The following is a 26,329-nucleotide window of genomic DNA, read 5'->3' as shown; positions in this document are numbered from 1 at the left end:
GTGACTCCTAAAAAATATTAGCTATTTGCGCTACGACTTGCTATTGCACCCTTGCCGACCCCTTCAAAAGCGATCACTTTAAAGGCACTGCTAGGCACTTTTTCTGACAAGGTTTGCGCCATATAGTCGGCTAACAACTCCACTGTTGTATCGTGTGGTAACACATCACAACACGCTTTTGGCATGGCAAGTTGGAAATCGCCTTGTGGCGCTTGGTAATGAAAACCTAAATGAGTGTTGTCGTTCACATCTGTTTGTGGTGACAGTGTAAGGGTATCCACCGATACACTGTCTTCTTCACTACCAAGGTAGATATCGTGCCAGCGCTTAGCCCAATACTCATCCCACTTAGGGGCGGCTATGCCGTTTTCGAATACGGTAACAGGGCTTCTGTGCCCATGTGCAATACGTTGGCAGTTGCCGTCGTGCTTCTTCAAGCCATGGGTATAATGGTAAAATGGAGCGTCATGGACCTCATTTCTTAACGTCAAAGAGATCCCTTCAACGTTCGCAGGCAAGACCTCTTTTAACGCTTTTTGCAGAAAACTATTAACGCTTTCAAAGTCGATAATTTCACTGGGGATTAAGGCGAATGCTTGTGCTGGACATGCTAAATGCATGTCACCTTGCTGGCTGTTAAAATCCATCCATACTCTGTCGCCTTGCTGCTGCCAACGAGCCTCACTACAGGCCGTTGGAACCAACAATCGATGATCAGCGACATCATCAATAGTCCTCTTAATGGTGCGCTTCACTTTAGCAAAATCTAGCACCATGTTTTGCTCATCTAATCCACCATCTAGCAAAACATCGACAATCCAACTTTCACCCACCATGCCACGTATAGGGCAAAGATAAGAAAAATCGATAACAGTTAAATCTTTAACGAACAGTTGCATTTAAGCTCCTAGGTAGAAAAACAGTCTACCTTGCACAGTCCAGGCAGCGATGGCTGCAGGATGTAAAACAGGTAAAAAGCCACTTTTAAGTGGCCTTTTTCATAATTTCTGTAGCTTACAATGATAAGCATTATTATTCGACCATTTTAAGCCTAATCAACGCTATTATTGAGCTGCAGCGATAAAAAAACCGAGTGATAAAACACTCGGCTTAAACTCAGTAGCATTGGATGACTGGCTACTATTCGCCTTTTAAGCGACGATCCAGTTGATCTTTAAGGTTTGCAGGTACGCCTTTGATAATGATGCTGTCTGACACTGGGTCATAAATCACCCTTTCACCAAGATGTTGGCCATCAAAACTTAAAGTTACGCCTCCGCCGGTACCAGAGAACTTCTTCAATTGACGCAGTGTTGGCTTGTCTCCTGGGAACTCCTCTTCAAGCTCATAGCTGCCACCTTGTGCAAAGTCGTAAAATGAATCCATGCCTTGATCTGCTAGCTCGTCGGCAAGATCTTTAATCTGAATGTCGGCCCCTTCATCACAACGCTCGGTGCAGTAATCAAACACCCGTTCACGCGCCACTTGGCGCTCATCTTTGGTCAGTTCACTGCCGCCAACAAAATCTTCAACTGCATTTAATAATGACTTATTTTGCGCCTTGGTATTGATACCTTCTACGCAGCCCATGAAATCGAGGAAAAAGTCAGCCACTTTACGGCCCGCTCGTCCACGTACGAAAGAGATGTACTTTTTAGAGTCTGGATCCGCTTGCCATTCCGTTAAATCAATACGTGCAGCAAGTTGTACATTGTTGAGATCAAGATGAGTATTTTGAGTTAACTCCATATCATCTAAAACTGTCATCGATGATTTGGCATTGAGCAGTGACACAAAAAGGTAATCACTGGTCATGTAGGTATAACAGGACAGTAATAGAAACCCGCCCGTACTAAAGTCATACTTGGCTAACTCTTCTTGCAACAATTTACCTGCAATACCGGAAAACTCAACAAAACCCAGTTCGTTACTACGATATTGACTTAGTGCGTTTTCAAACTTGGTGTTAGCTTCACCATCTTCACCGCTTATACCAAAGTGGCCAAAGCCTTTACCCGCCTTACCGGTATAAGTGTGATGAAGTTCATCCAACATTGCCTCTACCGCTTGGCTGTTTAATAGTGGCTGTGGGCGTAAGCGACAGCTTAGCTGGCCTTCTCCATCTTGAGAAATGGCATGGATAATTGCTTGTTCGACGTTAATACTCATTGAGCCTCGATAGAAAGTTGCTTAAGAGCCATAGCCTAGTAGTCAGCTCTGTAGGTAAATAATTTGCAACCACAGCGTCGATAAATCATCAACTGTGTTGCAAACGTAATGGCAGATATCATAGCAGACAAAACCCAGAAATTCATACGGAAAATGGTGGCAGAAAATGAATTGTTCGCGATGAAAAAGAGCGGTAATTAAAGGCTATAAAAACGGCTTACATCAGCAGTTTTTAACTGAAAAATGTCGGTTGAATAATGAAATTTGCACAATACACTATACCGATGATGCTATTAACCGTTATGTTGAGGATAACCAGCAAGCACGACATTACTCACATCATCGATGTGATAAATGATAAAAGCACTCACTCAACGCTAAAAAGTGCAGAGCTTATTGGAAAAATCCGTTATTATATGCCGTTAATCAGGATTTAAAGTGAACGGTTTCAATTATGGCTATCAAATCAAAATATTCAAACACGCAAGTTGAATCTATCATTGCTGAACTTTTAGCAGTGTTAGAGAAGCATCAATCACCAACAGACTTAAGTCTGATGGCGTTAGGCAATTGTGTTACACATCTATTGCAAAACAAAGTACCAGCTGAATCGCGTAAAGTTGTGACTGAGCAGTTTGCCAAAGCATTATCGCAGTCAGTAAAAAATAGCTAAGATAAGTGTAAGAACCACATTGAGTAAGGGTTTAATAGTAGTGATTAAACCCATTAACCGCATTAAGAGAATAATGGGTCAACATGGTTGAGCGACAAAAACAGATAGGACGAGATCGAGTTTCACGCTTAGTAAGTTGGGGGCATTGGTTTGCTTTCATTAATGGCTTACTCGCCATTATCGTTGGTTATCGGTATCTCGACACTGTCGGTTTTCCCGAATCGATTATCGGCTCAGTTTATCTAACATTGAGTACTATTGGTCATTTTAGCTTTCTCGCTTTCATGGTCTACCTGGTGCTCATTTTCCCTGTCACCTTGTTACTACCTTATTCAAAGATCCTAAGAGGCTATGCTGCTGTTGTCGCGACATTAAGCTTATGTGCTCTGCTTTACGACACCATTATTTATGATGATTACGGGTTGCACCTCAGCCCTTTCGTGTTTGACTTAGCGTGGACTGATCTCAACGGACTACTGCAAGGCACCTCCTATATTATTACGCCTATCGGTATTTTAGCGCTTGAGCTCACTCTCGCTAATTATTTGTGGAAGCGTATCGAGAAAATTCGTAAGCGTAACTACGGCAATAAAGTTGTTGCGGTGGTAGGTTTATGCTTTGTTGCCAGCCATCTTATCCATATTTGGGGAGATGCAAATGAGATGACTGAAATAACCCAGTTTGATGACGCATACCCGTTATCCTACCCAGCTACGGCAAGAAGCTTTATGGAAAGTTATGGCATCGACAACACTCAAGTCCATCAAGCACAAACTAGACCTAAAGCCAGCCTAAAATATCCGCTTTCGCCAATGCAGTGCGTAGCAGACGATAAACCTAATATTTTATTTATTGCGATTGACAGCTTGCAAGCCAAACTAGTTGATAGCACGACCATGCCAGTATTAACCGCCTATGCCGGTCAAAATCAATTTTTTCAGCAGCACCTTAGCGGTGGCAACCAGTTTAGCAGCGGTATGTTTAGCCTACTCTATGGCTTACAAGGCAGCTATATGAACGCGATAGACCTGCACTATGAAAGCCCGGTATTAACCCAAGAGCTAGTCGCCGACGGTTATCAATTAGGTTTATTTACCACAGCCGATACTATTGCTCGCCCCCAAGCTATTTTTGATGACTTTGAACGTATTGACGCACCGGATCAAGATAGCTACGCTCGCTCAGACCTAAGCTCAATTAACAGTTGGTATGAATGGACCCAAGCATCAACAAAGCCTTGGTTCACGTTACTAAACCTAAAGTCGCCAGATAGTTACGACACCCCGATCGGTTTCTTAGGGATTAAAACGGTAAAAGCTGATAAGGCACTTAAGCCCGCTCAAAAGGTATTGTTCAATCAATACCGTCAATCTTTGAATTTTATCGATACTCAGCTAGGAAAAATCTTCAGCGACCTACCGGAAAATACCTTAGTTGTTATTACCGGCGTAAGCGGCAAAATGTTTACTAGCAATCCAACTGAAGCCCGAGTCAATATGTCGCCCGACAGTGTTCAAGTGCCCATGGTTATTCATTGGCCAAACCAACGTGTCGCTAAACGTATTAATTACCGAACGACCCATAATGCCCTTGTTCCAACGTTAATGACCCAAGCGATGGGTTGTACTAACCCAGCCACAGACTTTAGTGCTGGTAGCAATCTGATGCAGCCTAGTGATACATCATGGGTCTATACTGGCGATCACCGTATTTTTGCCATCTACCAAGAATCTGAAATAACGACGATTGATCGTCATGGTAAATATCGAATTTACGATAGTAAATATGATAAACGTCTTAAAAAGAAAATGAGCGCGCCAGAATTAATTGAAGTGATGCGTGAAGGAAGACGCTTTTATATCCATTAAGAAACGTAAAGAGAGCATAAACTAGCCAAACAAAACAATGACTCAGCTGAAGCGCTTGCACTCACAATTATGACTTGATACAGTGCTTGCTCTTCAGAACTCCCCCTCGTTTATAACGGCTTCTGTAGAGTAATTCGGGATATGGCCTAGTTCGGTAGGGCGCTTGTCTGGGGGACAAGAGATCACAGGTTCAAATCCTGTTATCCCGACCAAATTCCAATAAAAAGCCAGCTTATCAGCTGGCTTTTTTATTGCGTGCTCAACAAGTACTCATTAGTCGTGACAATCAGCACACTCTTTAATTGTTAAATCAACAGTGTGGATCTCAGTATCTAACTCATGCGCACTAGCCATATCATGACAATCATTACAAGTATTGATTGTCGCTTCCATTTCAGTGTGAGCAGTGATATCAATTGTTTCATGACAATCAGTACAATCTACAGCCATAGCTGAAGCAGAAAAAGCCAGCACTGCAAACATCGATAAGTATTTCATAACGGTTCCTTAATCACGGAGTTGTTGCACTTAAAATCTGTTTATTACAATCGATTTAAGACACATTTTTAAAAATCCCACCAGCTAAAGCCCATTGAAAAATAAAGACTAAAACTATATTGATATCATAAGAATTAACATTAACTGAGTCTTAAAAAACACCTTATTCATGAATAAATGCTGAATGGATGAATGACAATATATCGATGATGTGAACTAGATCTTATATACAGGGATTCAGCAATAGACAGCGCAAAAGCGAACCAAGTAACAATTAAATTATCGTCATTTTTAAAAGGTCGTATTTGAACGAGCAGCAAACGCATCGAAATCATCTCAAGTGCTCTCTTAACAGTTGCTATCCATGAAAAAAGTTAATAGATTGTAAATGTCAGTTCTAATCATAAAGTAACGAGCTTGCAGCACTCGTTTAGTTAAAGCAAAGGTTACGATTTTGGATAGTATCAAACATAAGAAACTCCTCATCGCATCAATATTGGGACTCGCAGGCCTAATTATTAACCTCTATCCATCTCCTTTATTTGCCAACATACAACTTATTCTTGGCAACGCTAGTTACGTGATCTGTGCCATCTTATTCGGCCCATGGTATGCGCTTTATACGGCGATGATTACTGTGTCAGGGTTATTTATCGCATGGGATAGTTTGCATGTTTATTTGCTGTTTCCGATAGAAGCATTATTCTTAGGTTTAGCCATGCGAAAAAACATTTACTCACTCTACGCAAGTATTGTTTTTTGGTTCACCATTGGGATGCCACTGTTTTATCTGTATGCAATACTCAATACCAATTTACCCAGTAGCCACCTGCCGTTCATTATCGCTAAGCAAGGCATTAATGGAGTTTTTTATGCTGGCATAGCTTCATTACTGGTAATCTTAACCCCCTCATTTTGGAATTATCAACCGAAATCAAAGAGCAAGCAGCGACGTACTTTTAGTGCGCAGCTAACCTACGCATTTACTCTAGTCATTTCCTTAGCTCTGCTTTTAGCTGCACTGCTGTTTAATAATCAGTTTATTAATCGCTACCAAGCCTTATTGAGCGAAAATATAAAAGAATCGGCACAGCAGCTAGGAACATTGGCTCAGGCTTATATCGATACTCATGTTCAAGCCTTAAACAATGCTGCAAGTAGCTTAAGTTTAAGAGAAGCGAGCTTACCTCAGCAGCAACTATCGCTTTCTAAGTTGCATCAGATGTACCCAGGGTTCATCACTATGCTGATAGCCAACAAACAAGGTGATATCAAAGGAGCCAGTCCAGTTTCACGATTAAGAGGGCGCACGAATAATGAGGCTGAACTCAGCATTATTGACAGGGATTACTTTATTGAAGCTTTTGTAAACCAGCGAAATTTCATATCGCCGGTCTTTTTAGGTCGGGGCTTTGGTAACGACCCTATTGTTGCGATAAGCGCACCTATTTATGCTGCTGACAATGCATACCGTCCTATCGGAATTATTGAAGGTTCGCTTGATCTGAGTAAGTTCAAAGAGATAGACAAAACTAATAAAACATTTAAGAATCAATCTATCGTACTGGTTGACAGCAAGAATAGGGTTATTTTTGCTTCACCAGAACTGAGTATCGCTCCACTGTCTGAATTTAGCTATTCACAAAATAGTACTGATTATACTACTCCGTTGCCGATGCTAAACATTCTTGATCAGGAGAGCATGGCGCCTGAATATGTATTTTCATCCTTCAAGCTTGATAACAGATGGAAACTGTACGTGCTAAACCCTTTTAGACCTTTAGTGTTATTAGTCGAAAACATGTATATCGCAACCTTTGCCATACTGATTATCTCTATGTTAATTACCTTCCTTATAACGCGGGTTATCAGTGCCAGATTAACGCGGCCTTTAGAAGAAATAGCCAACAAATTCAGTAACTCAAATGGAAATATCAATCATAACTACGGTATCGATGACGGTTCACCAAAAGAGATTTACTCTCTCTATAAGCGTCTTAATCAAAGTAAAAAGCAGCTCATAGGCTACCAATTAGAGTTAGAGGAAAAAGTAGCCTTAAGAACATTTGAATTAGAGCAAGCGAATGAACAATTAAAGACACTTGCTGAAAAAGACTCACTCACAGGGCTTTATAACCGTCGCTATGCTGAAGATAAGTTTTCAGCCATCCAAGAAAGCTGCCAAAGAACAGATGAAGTCATTGCGATTGCCATTTTAGATCTCGACAGGTTTAAGCACATTAATGATACTTATGGGCATTTAAGTGGCGATGCAACACTTAAGACAGTAGCTAAACTGCTAAAAGATGATTTTAAAAGAGATGGAGATATTATCGTGCGTTACGGAGGTGAAGAGTTCCTCATCATTATGCCTCTGTGTAACGCATTAAAAATAGAATCTCACCTTGAGAATTTCAAACAAAGACTCGCCAACACCGTCATTGAAAGCACGGATAAAACAACCCATTTCAATGTCACTACAAGTATTGGAGCCGTTATCGCTAATGGTACTTACAGTGATGCGCTTGAAGACTGGATAAAGCAAGCTGATATCAACTTGTACAGCGCTAAGCATGGTGGCCGAAACAAATTAGTGTTTACCACCTTGTTAGATAGCTGCGCCAAAAATGATTTTAATCAATGATAACGCTATCCATTTTCTTCAACATATAACCAAAAAATGGATTCCACTTTTGTCGAAGAACTTCACTTGGGGAAACGCTAAGCACGCCTCGCTCTCCCTTGGAAGCACCGGCTCCTATCTGAACTCTATTGCCATTGTGTACTTTATGAGGACCATAGAGTTGATCGGCTTCAGGAAATGGCAAGGCAACATGAGACAATGAATAAACCTGTTTAGGCCAATGCTGCGCAATAGCTTCAATATCTGTTCCATTGGTAAGATTTCTTGCCTGTACTTCCCCCCTTACCTCACCTGTGTTTTCAATTAACGTAAAGTCAAAATCGAATTTCATCGCGTCAACTAAATCAACATAGGGTAACAAGGGGTCTGTTGGCATTAGGCTTAAATTGACTTGAGTGCGATTAATATCGAACATCACTAATTCATGGTTATTAACAGGCAGTTGTAGATATAAATCACGAAGTACTGCCATTGAATCTACAGTGTCATCGGTCAAAGATTGGAACGTTAACATTGGCGCTAATTGAGCTAATGACCGACTATCCAGTTGATTTAGTAACTCAACGTTTCGACTAGCAAGCTGATAAACAACATCACCTGCATTTACAGCAAATGAACTGTATTTAAAAGGATCGTATTCGGTTTGAATACTGTTCCAGCTCAGCTTATCTAGTCCTAAAAAATGGCCAAGCCGTGCCTGCCACTTTGCTCCTGCGGCGACGGGCGGTAACCCTATTGCTGGAGAGACAAACACTAAGCCTGAGAAGTCACCTGTATCTCCTAGCATTAGCTTCTCAAGCTCATGATTAAGTGCCAGTGCAGCACCAGTTGAAAAGCCCACCACATAGAGTGGTTTATCCTGCATAACCTGCTGCATATGTTGTACAGCAATCGAAACTGCTGCTGCCATGTCTTGCCATTTTATATCGGTGAGCCCTGAGGGCAACGTGCCATGGCCTGGTAATCTAAGGGCTAGTACATGAGCCGACGCTCTATAATGTTTGGCAAAGTACTGCATCGCATAAGGTGAATCAGACATCCCATGCAGCAATAAAACGCCGTATTCTGCATGTTCATTTTTCCATTCGAAACTTCTATTCCAATTTTGCGGCCATTTGTTAGGATCGGAATAACTGCCTGGCACGTAACGATTCACCACAGACAGAGAATCTGAAGTTGTCTTACTGCTGACCTTGCGCTCAACCTCTTCGAACAGCTTCTCCTCTAAGCGTAAATAGTCTTTAAAGCTTACAACACTCGGCTGTTGCCGATATTGCGCCTCAAGTTCGGTGGTATGCCATAGGTCCAATGCGGGTCGTGAATTTAAATACCAAACGGCAGCCGCAATTAGGGCGATACTGGTGCCTATTGAAGAGTAAAATAGGGCAAAAGCTAAATGCTTCGTTGAACCAATAATAATGGATTTCATCATCAAACTTACTCACGTATTTAAGTTGTTGGTATTGGTAAATAAATCGACATAGAATACAGACAAGATAATGATAACTTACACTGTTTTTAACGCGAAACAAGTAGGCAATATGATGATTGGAACTGAACTTGCTGGTCACTGTTTTTACCTCCCTAACCCTCCGGTGTTGCCCACGAATTGGGGCTATCGGGATATAGATGCAACTCAGTCGCTCATTGAATTAAATGGCAATCATTGGCGAAAGATCCTGACTATCATGGCAAAAATAATGGTTAATGGCCAAGATTGGCGGCAGTATCGTGATATTCAATTATTAAAGCATAAAGAATCAATTGGCTTTGCAGCTTCATCTTTGCAGCCTAATTCAAAAGTTCACATTATATGTGGACAAGAGAGTGCACAGGGTTTGCAGTTAAACATTAATGAGTTTATCTCGATAAATAGCCAATGTAACAAGCTATTGAAACACCCACAGCAAGCTATTTATCTTTGTCCATATTTAGATTATCGGCAATTTCCTAACCAACAGATAAACCAGTTAAGAGAAGAGCTGGGATTACAGTTACTTAATTAGTAGGATCTTGCGACTCCAATAAAGCGCTATTGGCGCTTTATTGGGTTGATTAAACATTAATCGTAAATAGTCGGAATGGCATCACGCTTATGCTGCGTAGCGCGGTAAATTCCGGTTAATTTATTATTGACGTACTCGCCAACCTCTCTCCCCTCAAGAAAGTCATCTATCTGATCATATGTCAGTCCTAAGGCAATTTCGTCTTCTAATTGAGGCTGCCCCTCTTCAAGATCAGCCGTTGGAGCCTTATAAACCAAGATATCAGGAGCACCTAAAAATTTAGCAACTTGCCTTACCTGGCGCTTATTCAGGCCAAATAATGGGGCTAAATCACAGGCACCGTCACCCCACTTTGTATAGAAGCCGGTAATATTTTCTGCACTGTGATCGGTTCCAACCACTAACCCTGCCACTAATCCTGCTATCTCATATTGTGCAACCATACGCATACGGGCTTTGACATTGCCTTTTACAAAATCAACTTTAGCAGGATCTAGCAGCGAAATACCGGCGGATTCAATCGCATTAATGGTTTCAGCATGAACACCATCTACGCCTTGTTTAACATTGACTGTAACTTGTTTAGACGGATTAATAAATTGACATGCTAACTGAGCTTCATCTTCATCTTTTTGTATATCGTAAGGCAGACGAACGGCGATGAATTGATAACGAGTTACAGCTGTGTCAGCATTCAGTTCTTCAATAGCTAATTGGCACAAACGCCCAGCTAAAGAGGAGTCTACGCCGCCACTAATGCCTAATACCAATGATTGAGTATTAGATTGCTTAAGCTTGGCTTTAATAAATGCGACTCGTCTTTGTACTTCAAAAGCAGGATCAATAGCTTTAAGTACTTTCATTTCCCTTAAAATCTGTCCTTTCACGTAATAAACTCCAATGGCATCAGTTGTTAACTAAAAACCCAACCATTATGGTTCAATTGCAATCACAATACACGGCTATATTGTCCTCAACGGTCATAATCGCGCATATGCTTGCAATAATTTACTAGCTGTCACAATCACAGCTAAGTTAGACTCATTTTGAGAACAATATTTTCAGCTTAACATTGGATCAAACTTTGCCTGCTCGCCAATATTGTCGGATTTAGCGAACTCCGATTTTTTACGTCTGTTAGAAAGTACCACCGGCATGACACCCACAATAATAACTTTATGGATAATTTAATGGATTTAACCTTACTTGTGTCACTGGCCGTCATTCACAGCGTTGCACTAGCAAGTCCTGGACCAGACTTTGCCCTTGTAGTCAAAATGGCCAGTCAGGAGAGAAGAGTGACCGCCATCGCCTCCGCTATTGGGATTTCAATTGGAATATTGCTGCATACTCTGTTGAGCCTGACCGGAGTCAGCCTGCTGATTAAAAGCTCTGGTATTTTATTCCTAATAGTACAGCTCGCAGGGGCCAGTTATTTAGGCTGGATGGGGATAAATATCATCATCAGTACGCTACAAAACTTTAAAGTTAGACACATAGAGAAGGAAAAGGCTCAAATATTTAACCAATTGACGCCATCGCAAGGATTTACGCAAGGCTTATACACTAACCTGCTAAACCCAAAAGCGATGGTGTTCTTTATTACTCTGTTTTCAGCAATGATAACCCCAGAAGTCACCTTGATCACAAAGGTTTGGGCAGCTGTCACTTTACTGGTTTTATCATTAGTCTGGTTTGTATTGATTGCATTAGTGCTATCAAAGCCTGCTATTCAACAGAGGATCCGCACGGCCGCACCAGTTATCAACTTGCTCACCGGAATGCTATTTTTCAGCGTTGCTCTAATTATCATATCAGGGCTCTTCTGAACCGAATATTAAGAGGTCACCAGAAAGTACACCTCTTTCCAATGGCTCCATAAATCAAGAAACACAGTGCTAAACATCAGTTGGCTCAACAGGCCAAGCGTTGAGGCATATACCCTTCCTATCTGAAGACGTTGGATTCAGTAGAAATTTAATGGGTATAATCACACTGCGGTAGAATGATTGACTGTTATAGCATTGCCATAGTGATCTCATCGAACTGGTATATTTTGCCACCGAATTCGAGCATAAAGGCTTGCGCATCCGACTCGTTAACGAAACTCGCCAACGTTTTTCCCATCGCACCACTTCTGCTCGATTCGAGTACATACCAGGCCTTTCTGGCGTCGATGAAGTAGCTGTCCTTAGGCTCTGTCCAGGGCGTTTTACTCATATCATGAACATAGATCTCCTTTACCTGATGCTGGTATTCAGGATCCAGAATGAAACTGAATAGATCCCGAGTAGAACAGAACTTTTTCGTCATATCAGAAGTTTTAGTATACAACTCTCCCTTGGGACCAGGAAAATTGGTGATAATCATTCCGCACAGATGACACTCATCACCAGACTCGATAGCGGCAGCCTGATGCACCATAGACTCTTGCGGTGCCTCCTTACATCCAAACAGTGCGAAAGCGACCAGTAACAGAGTGAGAAAAGTTGATAGCTTAGTATTTTTCATGACTTAATTATTCCCAGACATATTGATATTTACAGTGATTTTTTATTGAAGACGAATGCTGCAAGAGCCAGCGGCCCCAAGACCCATCCCAGCATCATAGAGACTAAAATCAACGGCGATTGACTTGAATTTATGGCGACGGCAAGCACACCATTAACGTCGCTGGTATCAAGGCTGGCCAAATTAATCAATCGAAACAGGTCCGCAGGATTAAACATCATGATCTGCACTAAGTGTTGCTGAGTAAGCCCATCCTGTAATCCGATCAAGGTCGCTAACAGTGCCAGATCGAAAACTAACACGAAGAAAAACCACACCATAAGCGCAAGCCCTGCAGCCTTTGATTTCTCGGTAACAGATAGACTGATGACATAGGCAATACCGATAAAGCACAAGCCCAATAAGATGGCGGTCAGAATGAATAACCCAAAGGCTGGAAGCACATATTCAGCTGTCGATTGCACCGATAGCAACACAGCTGCACTGCCAAAGCCCAGACAGGTCGCCAGACTAATGATTGAACCTTGTCCACAAAATTTCCCTAGTAATAGCTGGGTATGGCTAATGGGATAGGTCAAAAGCAACAATAAGGTGCCAGACTCCTGTTCTCCGACAAAACTGTCATAGGCAAGCAGCAAGGCAATAAGCGGGATAATAAACACTGCGAGACTGGATAAACTGGCAATGGTTGATGACAGAGAAGCCACGCCTAGCTGTCCCGAGGCAACTGAGCCATAATAACTGAGCCCCAGAGATAACACCGCAAAAATCACCGTTATGGAGATAAACCAGCGATTTCTCAAACCGTCTTGAAACTCCTTAATAGCGACCGCTAAAATTGGGTTCATCGTTTATCCTCCTCTATTTTTCTCTTTTGCTTCCCGTAGGCCGAACTCAAGTAATGTTGGTATACCTGTTCGAGATCCGCGGGTTCGACGCGCAAATCACTAATATCCTGATAATTAACCAGTAGCCTAATAAACTTGAGCTTCTCCTTTTCTGGCACCAGTAACTGATTGGGACTAACGAGCATATGGTCAAAGCGGGGATCCTCACGCAGGGCGCCATTGAGTCCTTGAGTTTGAATCGAAACCGGCAAGCCAGCTTGCTCTCTTAATTGTGCCAAAGTGCCAATGGCTAAAGACGTTCCACCGGATAAGATCATCGCCCTATCGATATGCTGCTCCACACCGGGCAATACATGTGAGCATAAGATAATACTGGCGCCATCCTCTTTAAGTTTATCGACACTGAGGTAAAACTCCTGCGTCGCTATCGGATCTAAGCCTACGGTAGGTTCATCCAATAGCAGTAATTTAGGGCTACCCAGAAATGCCTGAGCTAAACCAAGTCGTTGGCGCATGCCCTTCGAATAAGTTTTCACCTGCCGATCCATAGCATGTGTTAAACCGACCCTTTCAAGGAGTTGAGCTATCTGGGCTTTCGGTACCCTCTTCAAGCGACCGAAATAGGTCAGTACCTCTTTACCCGTCAGTTGATCATAAAAACTCACATTCTCCGGTAAATAGCCTATCTTCTTGCGTCCCTCAAATGCCTGTTTTGACATGGGATCGCTACCAAATACCTCGACACTGCCCTGACTGGCCCTCATCACTCCCAGAATGAGCTTCATCATGGTTGTTTTACCTGCACCATTGTGGCCGAATAAACCTAGGACCTCACCCGCCTCAAGTTGTAAATTTATCGCTTGCAGGGCGTGGACATTTTTATAATGCTTACCTGCATTTTGCAGTGATACTATTGCTGAAGGCATACGCTAATCCTGCTTCACTAAATTGATAATTGGACCGTCGTCAACGCCCATGACCGACGGCGCTTGCATTAGAGGAAAGCTATCTTTCACTCCTGGGGGCTTGAGCACAGGAAACTGAGTCTGTATCCATCTCAGAATAAGTATCGCCGGGCTATCCAGCAGAACCTTAGCTTCCGGATACTGCCAGACTAATCTATCAATACCATCGTTAGGTTCGAACGCGCTATCACCCTTGCCATCATTGTTTAGATCCCAGCCGAGATAATTACTCCAGAAGTTTCCAACCCCTTCATGGCTCCACTCCTCTTCACGATTTGCAACGTACTTCACTTGTAATGGATTGTTGATAAAACTGTTGTTATAAACTTTAGTATTTTCCGAACCTGCGGTGAGGTGGATGCCTATCTCGGCGGTGTTTATCAGGTTATTGCTAACCGTGTTATATGCCGAGTTATAGATGAACAGTCCCTTGCCCTCCCGGCCTAGGACCTTATGTTCTGGCTTGGTCCACACATTGAAAATCTGATTATGGCTGATCTCGGACGAAGTAATAAAATTCAGTAAAAAACCATAATCCTCGCTGTCACGACTCACATTGCCGGTGACGGTAAGCATGCGTGAACTCATCAGCGCGTAACCTGCTCGAGTATTATAGGCCAGGTTACTCTTCACCTCGTTACTGTGAGAATACATGTAATGGATGCCATAACGCAGATCATGCATGGTATTGTTATGCAACAGGTTATTTTGGCTAGAAATAATGTAAAGTCCATCTCGGGTGTGACTAATACTATTACCCGACACCTCAACATCTTGGACTATCGACAATTGGATCCCGTTACCACGATCGGTCGACCTCAAATTTGGATTGCCTACAATTTCATTGTCGAAGACCTTAATATTACGACCCTTTTGCAGCCATATCCCAAAACCATCGCCAGTAAGTCTGTTGTCCCTGATAATGAGATCTGTGGCCGATTTATCTGAATAGATCCCCGAGTCTTGTGCAGTCAAGTCATGACCCCAGTTCTGTATCTGCAGCTTTTCCAGCACAATATTGGCACTTTTCAGCTGCAAGGCATGCCCCTGTCCATCAGCATCTATGAGCGCACCTTGCTGGCCGGTAAGCGTAATGGCCCGTGAGACCACGAAATTTCCCACATACTTACCCGATGAGAGTATTAAGGTGTCGCCGTCAACGGCATTATCCAGCATGACTTGAAGATCATCCTCTGGCGTGACGCGTATCTGCGTAGCATTGCCAGCGCAGTGGAACATCAGGATAAAGAAAATTAATAGTGGCTTTAACATTTCGATACTTGTATTCCTCTTCTCCGAACGATAAGTAAAATAGTAATACCAATCGGTATAAGTGCTTATTCAGGCCCCGATATATCAGGGCCTGTCGGTTTACACTAAGCTTCTACTAACATGCGACCACGCATCTCCATATGAAGGGCATGACAGAACCAGTTACAGTAGTACCACTGCACACCGGGCTTATCCGCCACGAAGGTGATAGATGAAGTCGCCTGAGGACCAATTTCCATCTGTACTCCATGATTTGTCATACAGAATCCATGGGTCACGTCTTCGACTCTGTCTAAGTTAGTCACGACCACAGTGACCTCATCGCCTAGTTTCACCTTAAACTCATACATACCAAAAGCCGGTGCAATGGAGGTCATATAGACAGTGACCTTTTTGCCGTTACGAATGACTTTATTGTCCTGCTCCAACGTCACCCCGTCTCTTTTCGCCATTGCAACAGTTTCGGCAAAAATAGGATCGTCACGGGTCCAGAGTTTTTTAGGCTTAATCTTACTGCGATGCACCATCATGCAATCATGAGGCTCGGCGAAAGTGGGCCCATCGTGAACTAGCTTCATCTCATCGCCAGAGATATCGATTAGCTGATCATTTTCCGGACGCAATGGCCCAACAGGCAAGAAGCGGTCTTTTGAAAATTTACACAGTGACACCAGCCATTTTCCATCCGCATCACGTGTCTCTCCTTGTGAGGTATGGTTATGGCCCGGTTGATAATGAACATCCAGCTTCTGACGCAGGTAGTTAACTTTTTCGCCGTTATAGGCCTTGATGGCATCTTCAACATTCCACTTAGCTATCTGGCTGTCGAGGAAGAGCGTGGTATACGCGTTACCCTTATTATCAAATGCTGTATGCAGTGGACCGAGTCCCAATTCAGGCTCAGCGACTATGGTGTCACGAGGCTCAATCTTATCGCTAAACAGCGCATCTAACTTGGCGATAGCTATAATTGACACCGTCGGCGATAACTTACCGTTAGCCACAAAATACTTGCCGTTTGGCGATGTGTTCATACCATGCGGAGACTTAGGCACAGGAATATAGCGGGTTAGTTCTGAGCCTTTACGACCGTCAAGAACTGGCACCTTGTTACCATTATAGGTTTTAAATTTTCCAGCCTTTAGCGCAGCTTCACAACGTGCCAGATTAAAGACCACCACATGATCTCGCTCGGCTGTCATCATTTCGCCCAGATTCATCCCCATCTCTGAGTTATAACAAGTAGACGCGAAATACTTACCATCATAGTCGGCATCGGTATTATCTAAGTTACCATCGACCATCACCTGAAAGGTCACTTCCATCTTCTCGGCATCGATAACATTAAACAATGAGCGATAGGTAGAGACATCTTCTAATGTTTCTTTGCCGTTATTGTCCATCGGGATCTCAAATTCACCATTACAGATCACATACTTGGTAAAGGGGACCTTTTGCACCCTTAAACCATGAATCGCCTGAACATTGGGTACTGTGATCATCTTATCTGTTTTCATCACATCGCAACGGATCCGAGCTACCCTTGAATTAGCCTTGTCGTTGATAAAGACATATTTTCCGTCATAGCGACCGTCCGTCATACTCATATGTGGGTGGTGTGAATCTCCAGCGAGTAAGTGAGCACTTTCCCCTTTAATGCGCTTACTTTCATTGGTCAGCCCCCAACCTGTCGCGCTGTCGATATTAAACACTGGAATGCGCATCAGCTCGCGCATAGATGGGATCCCCATGATACGAACCTCACCGGAATGACCACCACTCCAAAAACCATAGTACTCGTCCAGATCCCCGGGGTGAACAAAAGGACTGTTCGACGCTTCTGCCGCCTGTGCTTTAGCCATAGAGGCAAACATTGCAGCCGTCATTGGGGCCGCGACGGCGCCAGCGCCAAGCATTGCGGTTTTACTGATAAACTTTCGTCTTTCAATACTTTGCAACTCAAGTTCTGCTGTCTGAACTGAGCTAGAATCACTGCTTTTATCCTGCATAGTCACTTCTCCATATCTTGTTGATTTGCTATTATCTTAATATTTACAACACTCTGTTTTAATATAGATTTTACTGTTATTCGGTCACTACCACGGCTATCTCTTGTTCACGACTTTGGCGCTTCTTACGCGCTATTTTTTTCAACGGTGGGCACTTCTCATCATTAAAATAGGTGATCTGGCAATCTAAACAGTAATGACACTCACGCATATTAATAACACCATCGGGTTGAATGGCTTGAATTTCGCACTCTTTAGCGCAGGTCTTACACGGGCTACCGCACTCAGGACGTCGCTTGAGCCAATCGAACAGACGAATGCTGTTACTCACCGACAGAGCAGCCCCCAACGGGCACAGGTAACGGCAGAAGGTCTTGCGATTAAACAAACTGATAAGGATCAGAAAAACAGCCCAAGCCACGAATGGCCACTGACGGTCAAATTTAAGCAAAAAAGTGGTTTTAAAGGGTTCGACTTCAGCAAATTGCTCGGCGAGCGCTAAAGAGTCGAGTGACACTCCGAACAGCACGAGTAAAATGAGGTATTTGATTGCCCAGAGTCTTTCATGAACCGCGAAGGGCAGCTCAAACTGAGGTAGCTTTATATATCGACCAAATACGTTCGCCAGCTCTTGCAGTGCGCCGAATGGACAGAGCCAGCCACAGTAAACGGCTCGCCCCCACAGTAAAATGGTTACCGCTGCAGCTGACCATAGGATGAATATAATCGGATCAAGCAAGAACAGATCCCAGGAGAACTCACCCATCAGAGCCTGCAGGAAGGTGAACACATTCACAACTGACAACTGACCGCCCCAGCTCCAACCAATCAGAACGACTGTCACCACTAAGAAGCCGTGGCGAAGACGATGCATAAAGGTAGGATGGCGTACCAATATGTCCTGAAAGAATAAGATGAGTAACAGCACCAACAACAATACTAGCAAGGCGATAACTTCGACCTGTCTTTCGAGCCACACCTGCTGAGTCAGCGCCATCTCAGGTTCGGGGACAATAGCCGGCGGAGTATCAACATATTTATCTAACATGTCATAGCTCCCCTTGAAACTGGTAAACAGGCTATCGACCGGACCGGTTTGCCGCCTGACTAACAACTCAAGTTGCCAGTCAGCTCCTGGGTCGAACTCATGCTGAGCCCTGATTTTAAAGATCGACATCTCGGTAAACCTAGGCACTCCCTGAATATAAAGATCGGTAATACGCTCATGATCTAAGTCTCTGAAGGCAATTGAATTTTCGTTTTGATGTAGCTGAATTCGGTCGAAGATCCCTCCACGCACATAGCCAGACCCCTTGAAAGAGTAGCCATTACCAAATAAGCCCAACAAATGCTCTCCTGGCTCGAGTGATTCGGTCAGCCACAGGTAATCAGCTTCACCAAGCAAGTTTTTACCTATGGTGGGAATATCCACTAAAGTGAAATAAAGTTCCGCAAATCTGTCATTTTTCTGCTCTGGATTAGCTTCATCAACATGCTCGGCCGCTGTACCTTCAAACGCCTTATCGACGCTGGCTCTATCGAGATAGAGCCGACGAATAGAACCATCGCCAGTAAGTGTTAACCAGCTAGCATGCTCGAAAACATCGGCTTTGATGGTTGAAGGGGGCTGGATGACCGCAGATTGCTTGTCGATGATCCCTAAAGACTGTGCGGCTTTGGTAGCAGCTTTGGTAATCGCGACATTCATCACCATCACGGTGACTGTAGCCCCCGATAAACCATCGATACCCACATACCCCTGACTCTCATTACCGCCAACTTTGAGTCGGTCTCTCACCGACAGTCCAGTGTACTGTTCGGTAAATTTCCATAACTTACTTTCCGGGATCCCTGCCAGAATAATAGGTTCATGATGCTCTAACACCTTAGCCGCTAAATATTGGCCGAGAGGATCGATGGCGACCAAGATATTAATCGGCTCTCCCGAGTAAGCAGGAATTCTCGCGATATCGTTAGTTTCGAAGGCATAACCTAAGATCTGCTGATCCTTAAAGATGGTCCAAAGTGGTAACTCACCTTTTTTATCTGATATATGAGTCGCTTGGGGAAAAATAGCCTCGATGATAGGTTCAGGTTCCTTTGGAGGACTGACAAATAGTGCAAAACTAGGCGAAATGAAGTTTAAATTAAGCAGTATGCCTAATAAAAAACCAAAGAAAACATTGGTGTATGAAAATGACTTTGGCACCAATTAGCTCCTTAAATAGACAATAATTGGGGTGCGACAAAATGCCGCACCACAAGAACTTAAGGTGCATAATAATTATATGTTTAAAGGTTTGACTTGAGCGAGATCAAAATTAACGCAGTTATGTTGCGATTACTGGGTAATATTTAAAAAGATGTTAACTATCGATATAAGAGAAGACTAGGGCTGCAGAGCTTATATTTTTTAGAATATAGCCTGACTCACTCTGGATAAAATAGCTGTCAGGCGATGTAAGAAAGCAGCTAACAGGAGATGGTTATGAATGGGTATATGGCCATCATACCTGAAGGTGTAGGGTTCAGCGGGAAGTTAATCGCCTTTAAACTAGGTATTTTATTGCTCCAGCACAACTGACATTTCCCCTCTTCGTTGCTTGCATTGATTACCACAAATGACATCTTCACCCTATAAATCAACTGCATAGAGTAAAGCATATGAGCTTTTAGCAGCACCTGCTACACTAGTTGGTGCTTATCTAATCGATATAAAAATGCTTTGTAACTCAGCCCTAAAAACTTAGCGGCTTTTGTACGGTTGCCTTGATGTCTACTCATCGCTTGTTCTAAACAGTCTTTCTCAAAAATCTCCCACTCTATGCCAGTTTCAGGCAGCAAAAACTGGTTGGTGTTGAGGGGTTGAGGTTGACGACTTAGCTCTTCGACTAACTCATCTTCATCACCGAGTAATACAAAACGTTCGATACGATTTGACAGCTCGCGGACATTGCCTGGCCATGGATAATCTAACAAGGCTTTTACCGTTACTGCACTTAAATTCGCGGCTTCAAGACCGTATTGACCCCCATGAATTTTCAAGAAATGTTCAATTAGTCGACCGATATCCTCTTTACGCTCGCGCAGTGGCGGCATCTCAATCGGAACCACATTTAAGCGGTAGAAAAGATCTTCTCTAAAACGCCCTTCGGCCACTTCGGTGCGTAAGTCCCTATGAGTTGCCGCGATGACTCTGACATCAAGCTTGATCTCACCATTTTGTCCTAGCCGAGAGATAACCCCTTCTTGTAAAAAACGAAGTAATTTGGTTTGTTGTAACAAGGGTAAATCACCAATTTCATCTAAGAAGATAGTGCCGCCATTGGCAGCTTCGAGTTTACCGATTTTTTGACTTGTGGCTCCCGTAAAGGCCCCTCTCTCAGCTCCAAATAACTCAGATTCCGCTAAACTTTCCGGTATAGCACCGCAATTGATTGCGACAAAAGGTTTATGGTGTCTTTGCGATAGTTGATACAAGGCTCTTGCGGCAAGCTCTTTACCTGTACCGCTTTCCCCCCCAATTAACACTGTGGCATCTGTAGCGCTAACTCGTTGCACTCGCGTATATACCTTTTGCATGCAAGGCGCTTTACCGACTATGCCCACCAACTCCTGTTGCTGTGAAAGCTCCGATGCTAAGCGTCTATTGTGTTGTTTTAGCTTTAATGACTTAGCCACTTTCTCAATCGCCATGAACAATGATTGACGTTGATAAGGTTTGGAAAGGTAATCATCTGCGCCAGCTTGCATAGCGTCCACAGCATGAGTGATGGTTCCGTAGGCTGTGGCGATAATAAACCCTAAGTCTGCATGTTCGCGTCTCACAAACGTTAGCAGATCCATACCCGTTAACTGTCCAAGCTTCCAATCTGAAAATATCAGATCCGGTACACTCTTTTTGAGCAATACAATGGCCTGTTCAACACTGTCAGCTTCACTAACAACGTAGTTGTTTGCTGTCATCATTTGGCAAATGAGCGAGCGCTGATCCGGCTCATCTTCTACTACTAGAATATGTAAAGGTTGCTGACTCATCAATTATTTTCCTTTTGATCTGGCTGTTCTTCGACAAAGATAATGGTTGCTATGGTGCCCCCTTCCGGATTGTCTTGATAGTAGATGTCGCCATTGTAGTGACTCTCAATAAGGCGTTTTGCGATGTAAATCCCCATGCCTGACCCTTCTGATTTTGTCGTGATATGCGGTTTAAACATTTGGCTTTTAATCGCTGAATCTATTCCTTTTCCCCAATCTGTTATCACTACAGATGTTTCCTTCTCAGATTGGTTCAGTTCTATCTGAATCTGTTTACCACCAGCTTCAACGGCATTGATCAGTACCGCATGCACTATACTTCTTAACTCCGATTCTGCGCCGTAAACTGCTATTGGGTTATTTGCATCAAAAATCACTTCAGGTTTAAGGCCAGAGATAGATAGCTCTAGCAGAATGTCTTGTACAATGGCATTGAGTGGCACCTGCTTGTCTCTTAATACCTCATGACTTGAAAGCGTCAGTAACGATTGAATGCTCTTATCCATTAAAGCAATCTTCTTTTGCATCTTTTGGTTTATCGCTTCACGCTCGCTTTGGGAGTCGGTATAGATACTTTGCTCTGACAACAATCCAAGTGTATGCAGTGGGTTTCTTAAGCTGTGGGCGATACCTCGGGTAATTTGACCGAGATCTGCAAGGTGTTGCTGCTGAGACATCTGTTGCTCTTTTTTATTCCAGTTTTCCAATGCTAAGCTCATGCGGTTAAAGCCATTCATGATCTGTTTAAGCTCTTTAACGCCTTGCTCTTTTAACTGAGTACCAAATTTACCCTCACTCAACTTTTGATGACCCTGAGCTAATTCACTTAAAGGCTCGGTAACATGATGGCTTAGCCAATACGCGAGGATAAGTGCCATGATACTCGTCAGCAATATCACAAATAGTACTGACTCGCTAAAGCGCTCAAGCAGGTGATTCGCGCCTTGACTCGGCAACTCTATGCTTCGCTCTTCGCGTATGAGCATACCGTCTTCTTCATCGCCATCTACGATCAAAACTCGACCGGCCTTCAACCAATCATCAGTATGGATCTCAAAGTTTTCAAGACTCTCCTCCACTCTCAACTGATACTCTTTAGCCGCCTTTTGTTTGAGTTGCTGTAAATTCTCTCGCTCACCTTCCATATGACGGCGCTCTTTCTCTAGTAGCGCTTGAACTTTCTCTTGTAACGCCATTTGATGCTGTTGGTAGTCATCACCTTCCAGCTTTGACGCGCCTTTATCCGCGTTAATTTCTACTAACGACTGGGCAAGGTTATCTATCTCTTGTTCTAGATCGGCAATGTCTTCATCGAGTTCTAATACAAACTCTTCATTCTCTTCGATATCTGTCAGAAATTCGCTTTCTTCTGGTAGCGCAAACTCCCAACTCTCGATATCGGACGCCCTTTGGATAACTACACTCACTAAACTTTTAGACAATGATTTTGAACTTTGCTCTAACTCTTGTTGAAGTTGAGTTTTAAAATACTGAGCCACAAAAAGCTGGCTTATAGCCAACATAAGAATGAGTGCTCCGAACAACAGAAAAACATAACGTTTAATAGACATAATCGACTCTTTTATGTAGCCCAAGATACTTGAGATTGCATTTTTTTATTAGTTTCACTAGCTATACAAGTTTAATACCAGCTTTCAAACATCAGCTACCGTCACGCAACTTGCTCTGCAAGGTCGGTATTGACCTCGACAGATGATTTAACCCTAGCAGGTTTACATACAATATCCTCATTTGAGGAAACCATATGCTCAAATAGGGTTACTTTGTTGTTCTTTAATGAGTTAACCGTTTATTCCCACCCAGTACCCCACTATAAATGTACTTCTGTGAGTTGGCACGATCCTCGCAATACCTACTGAGAATGAGCGAATGTGTTACTCAGTGGCTGCGTTAGCTCAAAATAGATCAATGCCTGATGACAACAGAGAAGATATTATGAAAAATAACACATTAGTATGCGCACTATTAACCTGCGGTTTAGCATTACCAACCAGCTTATTTGCTGCACCGACGCAAATTGAAGTCGTCGACAGTAAGGAAAAAGAATTTACCACCCAAATAGAAACCGATGAGAATGACATTACCCATATAACCGTTAAAACTGACGGTAAGCAACATGACTTCGCATTTACCGACCAAGAATTGCAAGATAAGGGTGTGATTAGCGCTAAATTAACCGAGTTACCCAAAGAGACTCAAGTGCTACTGACTCGTATGCTGTCGCGTATGCAACTGCACCCGAAAAACAATATGTTTGTGATTGATGCTAAGCATGACAAGGCTATTAAAATTAAGTTGGAGAAACTGTATAAAGAACTTGATGGCAAAGAAGCGCAAATAGAAGCTCATGTGATGAAAATCGAGATGAAATCTGGAGAGCTTGAGGCGAAAGCCCTCGAACTTGAAAAGCTATTTGAACAAAATGAAGGTGAGTTTGAAATTCATATCGAATCTCTTGCTGATGATATAGAGATTATTGCTGAACAGATCACCGAGCTTGAAGTCAGGCGCTTTGGCGAGCGTGAAGAATATGGTGATTTTGTTATCTTTGCTGATGAAGATGAAGCAAGTGCAGAACATATTCTTAGCTTAATTAATCACGCAAAGCTCAGTGAAGAGGATAAGCAAAAGCTTAAAGCAGCGCTAGATAATCTCAAAGAGCATTGATTAACTGGTAGAAAGAGCAGCTGAATGATCTGGAAAACGTACAAATGTCTGCCATCAACAAAAGCGGAGTTGTGCCGTGGCGCACATAACCGCCCATAGATATCGATGCCAACGAGCATTAGTCTTATATTTGTGAAGCCACCTATAGAATACTGGTTTGATTTTACCGTATCCTTGTTCGCTATTTATGGTCAATAAGGTAAAACTCTATGTGGTGGCGTATTCTATTTATCAGTCTTGCGTATTTATTACTCGGCGCACATTTCCTTCGTTTTGGTCAAAATGAAGCCTGCATAGCCTATGCTTTAGCACCAGCATTACTCTTTATTCGATCAACGTGGATGACTCGACTTTTACAGTTAGCCCTTATCGTATCTGCTTTTCTAGTTTGGGGTGTGAGCGGGTTTGAATATGTACAGACACGCATTCTTGCTGAAGCACCTTGGTATCGCTTGAGCATCATTATGTCAAGTGTTGTCATGTTTACGTTATTTGCAGCCTGGTGTGGCAATGGCATTATTGATAAAAGAAGCCAACGTAGATTATTTAGCTAACTCTATCTCGAGCACTTGCTAACATTCGCTCACTATCCAATTTCACCGTATATACATTGATAATATACGGTGATTTAACAAGGCTTATGTGACAACGAGCCTTTTACTAGCAACCTACGACTCGCTATATCGATTAATATATTAAGTAAAGCAGTCGCTCCTATCAGCACTAGCGCGCCATTAAAACGTATCTCAGAAAAGTTGCTATCGATATAAAAGCCTAACGTAGCAACGCCTAACATCCCCAAAATAGCCGTTTCTCGTAGAATAACTTCAAACCGATAAAACAGTAACGCCATCATATTGGGGTATATTCTCGGCAATATGTCATAGGCATAGCCATCAATTTTGCCATTAAAATGGCAGCTAAACGAGGTTGTAGTGCTTTGTCTACCGGTTAAATAGGCGACTAGAGCACCATTATGAATAGCTAACGCTATGATTGCGGGTAACATCGAAGGTCCCAACAACAGCATAAAGATATAGGCAAATATGTACTCAGGCACCGATCTTAAAATCAGTAAGACAAAATTGTTTATTCGAGCGATAATCGTACCCGTTAACGGCCTAAAACTTAATGTGGTCATCAGTAACGCTAGCAGGTAGCTAAAACCTAAAGCCGCAACGGCGAGCAATACCGTCGCCAAAATGCCTGGCAGTGCTTGCTCTGTGACGATGTCATAAAACCATTTTGCAAATAACCGCCACCTGTCATCGAGTAACAGCTCCATGCTATGGCTTTGAAACATCGGCGGAAAAATATCGTCACTTAAAAACCGCCAAACAAGTGAGCCATCAATGGTTGTTATCTCTGGTAACAACCATAGCGCGGCAATAAAATACAGAGGTAACAATTTTGATCGACACCAGAAAGGGATGCTTCCGATCATGATAATAAACAAGATGAGTAGCGCTGCGCCTTGATGATAATGCCCTTGTCTAAAAGCCGACTCTAAATAGAATCCGAGTGTAGGCATCCCTACAAAGCCAAGTATCGCACTACTTCTTAAGGCACACTCAAAACGGTAGCGCACATAAGCTTTGATTTCATTCATCACGTGGGCAAAGCGGCCATAAATATAGCGACTGACTTTATCGGTATTAGCCGGTATATTTTGCAAGGTGTAGATCGGGGCTTGCTGTAAAATATCACTAAAGACTCGAGCAAATGTCGCGCCATAGGGTAAGGCAATAGCAAGCACACCCGTTAAAGGGGATAAACCGAACACTTGCAGAAACAGTAGTGCCCAAAACAGTTCGTGAATAGAGCGAATAAAGGCACAAGCTGCCGCAACTGCAGGCCTATTATAAAAGAGTGCCACCGGTGCACCGAATAACAATCCCGCAGCCACCCCCAATAAAGCAAAGCTGACGGTTTGCCACACCGCTTCCAATAAATATTCTGTCGCTAAAAAATTCGGAGAGAGAAATCCTAGACCAATCCGTTGCAACTCGCTCCACGGTTCCAATGCAATAATTTCTGTATCTGCCCAGTAAAAGCATGTCATCGTGACGCAAAGCAAAATCAGCGTGACTTTCTGCCAATAACCAAAAAATGCCTGCCGTGGAGTTGAATTCATATTGAC

General features: G+C 43.0%; 22 protein-coding genes and 1 tRNA gene. 9 read left to right on the top strand and 14 right to left on the bottom strand.

What is annotated here, in order from left to right; translation table 11 throughout:
• Positions 1-17: 17 nt before the first annotated feature.
• Complete coding sequence (locus tag JK628_RS09660; RefSeq protein WP_202289267.1) at positions 18-899, bottom strand: 6-carboxytetrahydropterin synthase; 882 nt, start codon at positions 897-899, stop codon at positions 18-20.
• Positions 900-1,140: 241 nt separating this feature from the next.
• Positions 1,141-2,169: a nucleoid-associated protein YejK gene (gene yejK, locus JK628_RS09655; RefSeq protein WP_202289266.1), complete on the bottom strand. Its 1,029-nt coding sequence runs from the start codon at positions 2,167-2,169 to the stop codon at positions 1,141-1,143.
• Between the two features lie 257 nt (positions 2,170-2,426).
• Between yejK and JK628_RS09650 the strand changes: the two genes are divergently transcribed.
• The 4 genes from JK628_RS09650 (at position 2,427) to JK628_RS09635 (ending at position 4,922) form a co-directional block, all read left to right on the top strand.
• On the top strand, positions 2,427-2,606 hold the full coding sequence (locus JK628_RS09650; protein ID WP_202289265.1) for a hypothetical protein: 180 nt from the start codon (positions 2,427-2,429) through the stop codon (positions 2,604-2,606).
• Between the two features lie 17 nt (positions 2,607-2,623).
• On the top strand, positions 2,624-2,842 hold the full coding sequence (locus JK628_RS09645) for a YejL family protein (RefSeq protein ID WP_202289264.1): 219 nt from the start codon (positions 2,624-2,626) through the stop codon (positions 2,840-2,842).
• Positions 2,843-2,925: 83 nt separating this feature from the next.
• Positions 2,926-4,710 (top strand): DUF3413 domain-containing protein, encoded by a 1,785-nt coding sequence (locus JK628_RS09640; protein WP_202289263.1) that lies wholly within the window; start codon positions 2,926-2,928, stop codon positions 4,708-4,710.
• 135 nt (positions 4,711-4,845) lie between these two features.
• A tRNA-Pro gene (locus tag JK628_RS09635) sits at positions 4,846-4,922 on the top strand.
• 61 nt (positions 4,923-4,983) lie between these two features.
• On the opposite strand, the gene JK628_RS09630 is transcribed toward JK628_RS09635, so the two are convergent.
• Positions 4,984-5,208: a cytochrome c3 family protein gene (locus tag JK628_RS09630; protein ID WP_202289262.1), complete on the bottom strand. Its 225-nt coding sequence runs from the start codon at positions 5,206-5,208 to the stop codon at positions 4,984-4,986.
• Between the two features lie 454 nt (positions 5,209-5,662).
• Here JK628_RS09630 and JK628_RS09625 point away from each other — a divergent pair, with 454 nt between their 5' ends.
• Positions 5,663-7,852, top strand: a complete 2,190-nt coding sequence (locus JK628_RS09625) for a sensor domain-containing diguanylate cyclase (RefSeq protein ID WP_202289261.1) — start codon at positions 5,663-5,665, stop codon at positions 7,850-7,852.
• On the opposite strand, the gene JK628_RS09620 is transcribed toward JK628_RS09625, so the two are convergent.
• Entirely contained in the window at positions 7,842-9,281 is a 1,440-nt protein-coding gene (locus tag JK628_RS09620; RefSeq protein ID WP_202289768.1) for an alpha/beta hydrolase, read from the bottom strand. The genes JK628_RS09625 and JK628_RS09620 overlap by 11 nt on opposite strands.
• A gap of 112 nt (positions 9,282-9,393) precedes the next feature.
• Here JK628_RS09620 and JK628_RS09615 point away from each other — a divergent pair, with 112 nt between their 5' ends.
• Positions 9,394-9,858, top strand: coding sequence for a DUF6942 family protein (locus JK628_RS09615; protein WP_237524180.1), 465 nt, complete (start codon positions 9,394-9,396; stop codon positions 9,856-9,858).
• A gap of 56 nt (positions 9,859-9,914) precedes the next feature.
• Here JK628_RS09615 and nadE read toward each other — a convergent pair whose 3' ends face one another.
• Positions 9,915-10,745: an ammonia-dependent NAD(+) synthetase gene (nadE, locus tag JK628_RS09610; RefSeq protein ID WP_202289259.1), complete on the bottom strand. Its 831-nt coding sequence runs from the start codon at positions 10,743-10,745 to the stop codon at positions 9,915-9,917.
• A gap of 303 nt (positions 10,746-11,048) precedes the next feature.
• Here nadE and JK628_RS09605 point away from each other — a divergent pair, with 303 nt between their 5' ends.
• Positions 11,049-11,687: a LysE family translocator gene (locus JK628_RS09605; RefSeq protein ID WP_202289258.1), complete on the top strand. Its 639-nt coding sequence runs from the start codon at positions 11,049-11,051 to the stop codon at positions 11,685-11,687.
• Positions 11,688-11,874: 187 nt separating this feature from the next.
• Here JK628_RS09605 and JK628_RS09600 read toward each other — a convergent pair whose 3' ends face one another.
• The 8 genes from JK628_RS09600 to JK628_RS09565 form a co-directional block, all read right to left on the bottom strand.
• Positions 11,875-12,369: a nitrous oxide reductase accessory protein NosL gene (locus JK628_RS09600; RefSeq protein WP_202289257.1), complete on the bottom strand. Its 495-nt coding sequence runs from the start codon at positions 12,367-12,369 to the stop codon at positions 11,875-11,877.
• Between the two features lie 29 nt (positions 12,370-12,398).
• Positions 12,399-13,217, bottom strand: a complete 819-nt coding sequence (locus tag JK628_RS09595) for an ABC transporter permease (protein ID WP_202289256.1) — start codon at positions 13,215-13,217, stop codon at positions 12,399-12,401.
• Positions 13,214-14,143 carry an ABC transporter ATP-binding protein gene (locus JK628_RS09590; RefSeq protein ID WP_202289255.1) on the bottom strand — a complete coding sequence of 310 codons (930 nt, stop codon included), beginning with the start codon at positions 14,141-14,143 and terminating at the stop codon, positions 13,214-13,216. Before JK628_RS09590 ends, JK628_RS09595 begins: the two co-directional genes overlap by 4 nt.
• Before the next feature lie 3 nt (positions 14,144-14,146).
• On the bottom strand, positions 14,147-15,421 hold the full coding sequence (locus JK628_RS09585; RefSeq protein ID WP_237524179.1) for a nitrous oxide reductase family maturation protein NosD: 1,275 nt from the start codon (positions 15,419-15,421) through the stop codon (positions 14,147-14,149).
• 137 nt (positions 15,422-15,558) lie between these two features.
• A complete protein-coding gene (gene nosZ, locus JK628_RS09580) occupies positions 15,559-17,463 on the bottom strand; it encodes a TAT-dependent nitrous-oxide reductase (RefSeq protein WP_202289253.1) in 1,905 nt (634 codons plus the stop codon).
• Positions 17,464-17,539: 76 nt separating this feature from the next.
• On the bottom strand, positions 17,540-19,672 hold the full coding sequence (gene nosR, locus JK628_RS09575) for a transcriptional regulator NosR (RefSeq protein WP_443020001.1): 2,133 nt from the start codon (positions 19,670-19,672) through the stop codon (positions 17,540-17,542).
• 476 nt (positions 19,673-20,148) lie between these two features.
• Positions 20,149-21,501 (bottom strand): sigma-54-dependent transcriptional regulator, encoded by a 1,353-nt coding sequence (locus JK628_RS09570; protein ID WP_202289251.1) that lies wholly within the window; start codon positions 21,499-21,501, stop codon positions 20,149-20,151.
• Complete coding sequence (locus JK628_RS09565; RefSeq protein ID WP_202289250.1) at positions 21,501-23,072, bottom strand: sensor histidine kinase; 1,572 nt, start codon at positions 23,070-23,072, stop codon at positions 21,501-21,503. The genes JK628_RS09570 and JK628_RS09565 overlap by 1 nt, the downstream gene beginning before the upstream one ends.
• A gap of 385 nt (positions 23,073-23,457) precedes the next feature.
• Here JK628_RS09565 and JK628_RS09560 point away from each other — a divergent pair, with 385 nt between their 5' ends.
• A complete protein-coding gene (locus tag JK628_RS09560; RefSeq protein WP_202289249.1) occupies positions 23,458-24,189 on the top strand; it encodes a hypothetical protein in 732 nt (243 codons plus the stop codon).
• Between the two features lie 209 nt (positions 24,190-24,398).
• The gene (locus JK628_RS09555; RefSeq protein ID WP_202289248.1) at positions 24,399-24,743 is read left to right on the top strand and encodes a hypothetical protein; all 345 of its coding nucleotides are present in this window, start codon (positions 24,399-24,401) and stop codon (positions 24,741-24,743) included.
• A gap of 74 nt (positions 24,744-24,817) precedes the next feature.
• Here JK628_RS09555 and JK628_RS09550 read toward each other — a convergent pair whose 3' ends face one another.
• A complete protein-coding gene (locus JK628_RS09550; protein ID WP_202289247.1) occupies positions 24,818-26,323 on the bottom strand; it encodes a PhnE/PtxC family ABC transporter permease in 1,506 nt (501 codons plus the stop codon).
• Positions 26,324-26,329 lie beyond the last annotated feature (6 nt).

This window comes from Shewanella sp. KX20019, assembly GCF_016757755.1.
In the GTDB taxonomy this organism is placed as follows: domain Bacteria; phylum Pseudomonadota; class Gammaproteobacteria; order Enterobacterales; family Shewanellaceae; genus Shewanella.
This window is presented reverse-complemented; position numbering and strand designations above follow the sequence as displayed.